General features: G+C 58.0%; 5 protein-coding genes. 1 reads left to right on the forward strand and 4 read right to left on the reverse strand.

Features of this window, described 5'->3' with window-relative positions; all coding sequences use genetic code 11:
* On the forward strand, positions 1 to 319 hold a 319-nt coding region (locus tag ACESMB_RS14940), incomplete at its 5' end, for a helix-turn-helix domain-containing protein (protein WP_372971980.1).
* Between the two features lie 51 nt (positions 320 to 370).
* On the opposite strand, the gene ACESMB_RS14945 is transcribed toward ACESMB_RS14940, so the two are convergent.
* The 4 genes from ACESMB_RS14945 to ACESMB_RS14960 form a co-directional block, all read right to left on the reverse strand.
* Complete coding sequence (locus tag ACESMB_RS14945) at positions 371 to 1,165, reverse strand: cobalamin-binding protein (protein ID WP_372971981.1); 795 nt, start codon at positions 1,163 to 1,165, stop codon at positions 371 to 373.
* Positions 1,166 to 1,198: 33 nt separating this feature from the next.
* Positions 1,199 to 2,182, reverse strand: a complete 984-nt coding sequence (locus ACESMB_RS14950) for a ribonuclease Z (RefSeq protein WP_372971982.1) — start codon at positions 2,180 to 2,182, stop codon at positions 1,199 to 1,201.
* A 70-nt stretch (positions 2,183 to 2,252) separates the two neighbouring features.
* The gene (locus ACESMB_RS14955) at positions 2,253 to 3,020 is read right to left on the reverse strand and encodes an SDR family oxidoreductase (RefSeq protein ID WP_372971983.1); all 768 of its coding nucleotides are present in this window, start codon (positions 3,018 to 3,020) and stop codon (positions 2,253 to 2,255) included.
* A gap of 55 nt (positions 3,021 to 3,075) precedes the next feature.
* Positions 3,076 to 3,565, reverse strand: a 490-nt coding sequence (locus tag ACESMB_RS14960) for a hypothetical protein (protein ID WP_372971984.1), incomplete at its 5' end; no start/stop codon positions are given.

The raw sequence follows: 3,565 nt of genomic DNA on the forward strand, positions 1-3,565 counted from the left end.
CAGGAAAATGACACAGCATAAGCACGTTGGCAGCTCTCTCAATGATCTGCTCGAGTCCGATGGCACACTCGAACAGGCAGAAGCGGAGGCGCTGAAACGGGTCATCGTTTGGCAGATTCAGCAGGCAATGGGGCAGACGGGTGTGAACAAGTCTCAGCTCGCCCAGAAAATGCACACTAGCCGTACTGTGGTAAATCGCCTGCTTGATGAGAAGGATACCGGTGTAACGATCACCACGCTTGTGAAGGCGGGACGCGCATTAGGGATGACATGGACTCTGGAGTCCGATGGGGGTAATGGATCGCCTCGCGCTGCGTGAAAGGAAATCCGAGACAGATTGAGTTTCTAGGCTTCAAGGGAGTTGGTTCGCTCACGCCCTGTCAATAATCCCACACAGGGCATCCAGCCCATCCCTCAGCGCCGCCGGCCCGGGCTGAAGAATCAGCGGTGACTTGATTTCGTAAAGGTGGTTGTTGGCCACGGCCGGTATATCGGCCCAACCGGGGCGCTCGGCCACTTGCTCAGGGCGGAATTTTCGGCCGCACCAGGAACCGATGATGATGTCCGGTTTGCGGGCGATGACGTCTTCGGGGTTCTCGATGATGCGTTCCCTGGCGCCCGGCTCGGCAGCCCGTTCCGGGAAAATATCCTCGCCACCGGCAATGCCGATCAGTTCGGACACCCAGCCAATACCGGTGATCATCGGGTCGCCCCATTCTTCGAAGTAGACTCGGGGGCGGGTGGCTCTCGCGCCTTTGCCCTTACTTCGTTCTGCTCTTATTGCTTCCACCTGGTCGGACAGCTCTTGAGCGTAGGCGTCGGTTTGCTCGGCCAGGCCCAGCATGCCGCCGAGGGTTCGGATCATGGACAGGATGCCGGCGACGGTGCGCTGGTTAAAAATATGCACGGCCACGCCGCTGCGTACCAGTTCGGCTGCAATGTCCGCCTGCATGTCGGAAAATCCCACCACCAGGTCAGGCTTTAATTCCAGGATTCGCCCGATCTTGGCGGAGGTAAATGCGGAGACTTTCGGCTTTTCCTTCCGGGCTCTCTCGGGTCTCACGGTAAACCCGGATATTCCGACGATGCGGTCCTCGGCGCCGATGGCGTAGAGGGTTTCTGTGGTTTCTTCGGTAAGGCAGACAATGCGCTGTGGATAATTCATGGGGGCACTATACCTCGTAAATCATCTTGCGGGTCATGGCGCCGCGGTTTCGGTTGTCAGGCAGCTCAGCGATAAATCCTTCGCCAGCCTGTAGGTATCGAAATCCCGAGCCAGGAACAGCTGGCCCTGATAGTGCTGCATGGCTTCGGCCGCTAGTTGGTTGATATGAGGCGTGCCGCCAGGCCCCGACTGGTAACGGGAGCTGAAGTGAGTCAGCACCAGGTTGGGAAGCTGTGCCTGCTGGGCAAATTTTGCCACCTGTCCCGCGGAGCTGTGTTGAGGCCATGGCCCGACGCGGTCGGCTACGTCCTGGGTGTAGGTGGCCTCGTGGATCAGCACATGGGTGCCTTCGCAGGCCTCGGCGAGCAGGGCCGGGGTGTCGTTGTCGCCGGCGACGATCAGGCGGCGGGCAGTGCGCGGAATCTGCGTGTAATCGTCACTTCGGAGCAGGCGGCCGTCCTCCAGCAGAACACTGTTCCCTTTCTGCAATTCGCCCCATCCGGGGCCTGGCTCGATACCATCCTTGCGGAGTTTGTCCTGCAGCAGCTGTCGCTCCAGCCTCGTTTCGGTGAACACATAAGCGCGACAGGAAACGCGATGGGACAGCGCTACGGCGCTCACGCTGAACTGCTCATCCTGCCAGTGGAAGTCGGGCGCTTCGGAGTCTATGAAATTCAGGGGGTAGCCCAGGGTGGAGTCGCTGTTATCCATCACGGCGGTGATAAAACGCTGCACCTGGACGGGAGCGATGATATCAAGTGGCTCCGTACGGCCGAGCATGGAGGCACTGGTCAGCAGCCCCGGCAAACCGAAGGTGTGGTCGCCGTGGATGTGGGTGATGAATATGGCCCGCAACTGCATCACCGAGTAGCGAGTGCGCATCAACTGGTGCTGCGTGCCTTCGCCACAGTCCACCAGGTACCAGGGTTTGGGGCCGGAGTGGCAAAGGGCCAGGCCGGTGACGTTGCGCGACCGTGTGGGTGCTCCGGCGGATGTGCCCAGGAAAGTGAATTCCATGGTTCCTCGCTTATGGGGTCAGACCCCATGTCGTTTTGCTGAACCAAATGTCTTGGGGTCTGACCCCAGCCTAGTCCTCATAAATCATTTTCCGGGTCATGCCGCCGTCGATCACGAAGTTCTGACCGGTCACAAAGCGGGCGTCCGGCGAGACCAGATAGGCCACCATAGCTGCGACGTCCTCGGGTTTGCCTACGCGCCCGCTGGGGTGTTGCTCATGGTCGGTGGCAGATAGAGGGTCCGGTTCAGAGACGGCATGAGCCTGCCAGGCAGTGACATCTATCCAGCCGGGGCTGATGCTGTTGGCTCGCACATCGGGCCCCAGGCTTATGGCCAGAGCGTGGGTCAGGGCGATCAGGCCGCCTTTGCTTGCTGCATACGCCTCGCTATTGGGCTCGGACTGCAGAGCCCGGGTTGAGGCTATGCTGACGATGCTGCCTTGGCGTTGGCGCAGGTGCGGTAATGCGTGCTTTGCCAATAAAAAGGCGCCTGTCAGATTGACGTCGATTCGCCGTTGCCACTGATCCAGTTCAAGCGTTTCTATGGGGCCAGTATGTGGATCGGCTATCCCCGCATTATTGACCAGAGCGTCCAGGCCCGGGCCCCATCGCGTGGCTTCCTCTACGGCCGCGGCTACGTCGGGCTCGCGGGATACATCCGCGGTGATCAGTAGCAGGTTGTCCGGATCAGCGAAATCCTGCCTGCAGACGCTGATGGCTTCTGCATTCTGGTCCAGGATCACCACTCGCCAGCTCTTGTTCAGAAAATGGGCGGCAACACCTTTGCCGATGCCCTGGGCGCCGCCGGTGATTAGTATGACAGGGGTATGCTTTGTCATATGTCTGGGCTCCATTTGGTTTCCTGGGTCGGTGTATTTCTGGTTCCGAGGGAATCTATTTGTCTCCCAGTACCTTTCGAAAACCTTCAGAATCGAGAAAATCAGACTCCAGTTTTATCAGATTTCCGTTGCTGGATTGAAAGAAAACAAAAGACGATTTTTGGTCTGACAGGAAATGGTAATAAGTCCTTTCTGGCGCGCTCCAGGCGCCCGCATCTGCATCTTCAACAAACACACTCTTAAAAGATTCTACGCTGGCCTCATCACAGTCATAAGATTCCTTTTCCGATAGAGTTTCCTCGAAAAACTCGGGCCAATCGCACCCGCCAGAATCGAGTGAGTTCTCAGTACCGAAGCTGATGTATTGTTTGCCGACAGTGTCGGAATACTTGATCAAAAGGATGTCATTGTTGGCGCCAAGCGAACCAACAATGACGGGCGAGCCAGGCACTTGGAATTTCATGCCTGAGTATGCCGCCGTAAGGTCTGAATTGGTTTGTGCGCATGCGGAGAGAGAGGCAAGGGTCAAACCTAATAGCAGGGCA

It is taken from the genome of Marinobacter sp. (assembly GCF_041686475.1).
Taxonomy (GTDB): domain Bacteria; phylum Pseudomonadota; class Gammaproteobacteria; order Pseudomonadales; family Oleiphilaceae; genus Marinobacter.

What these genes read in the sequence shown, in the direction of transcription:
- ACESMB_RS14955 (WP_372971983.1), bottom strand. Translation starts at nt 3,020, where the DNA reads ATGACAAAGCATACCCCTGTCATACTAATCACCGGCGGCGCCCAGGGC.
- ACESMB_RS14950 (WP_372971982.1), bottom strand. Translation starts at nt 2,182, where the DNA reads ATGGAATTCACTTTCCTGGGCACATCCGCCGGAGCACCCACACGGTCG.
- ACESMB_RS14945 (WP_372971981.1), bottom strand. Translation starts at nt 1,165, where the DNA reads ATGAATTATCCACAGCGCATTGTCTGCCTTACCGAAGAAACCACAGAA.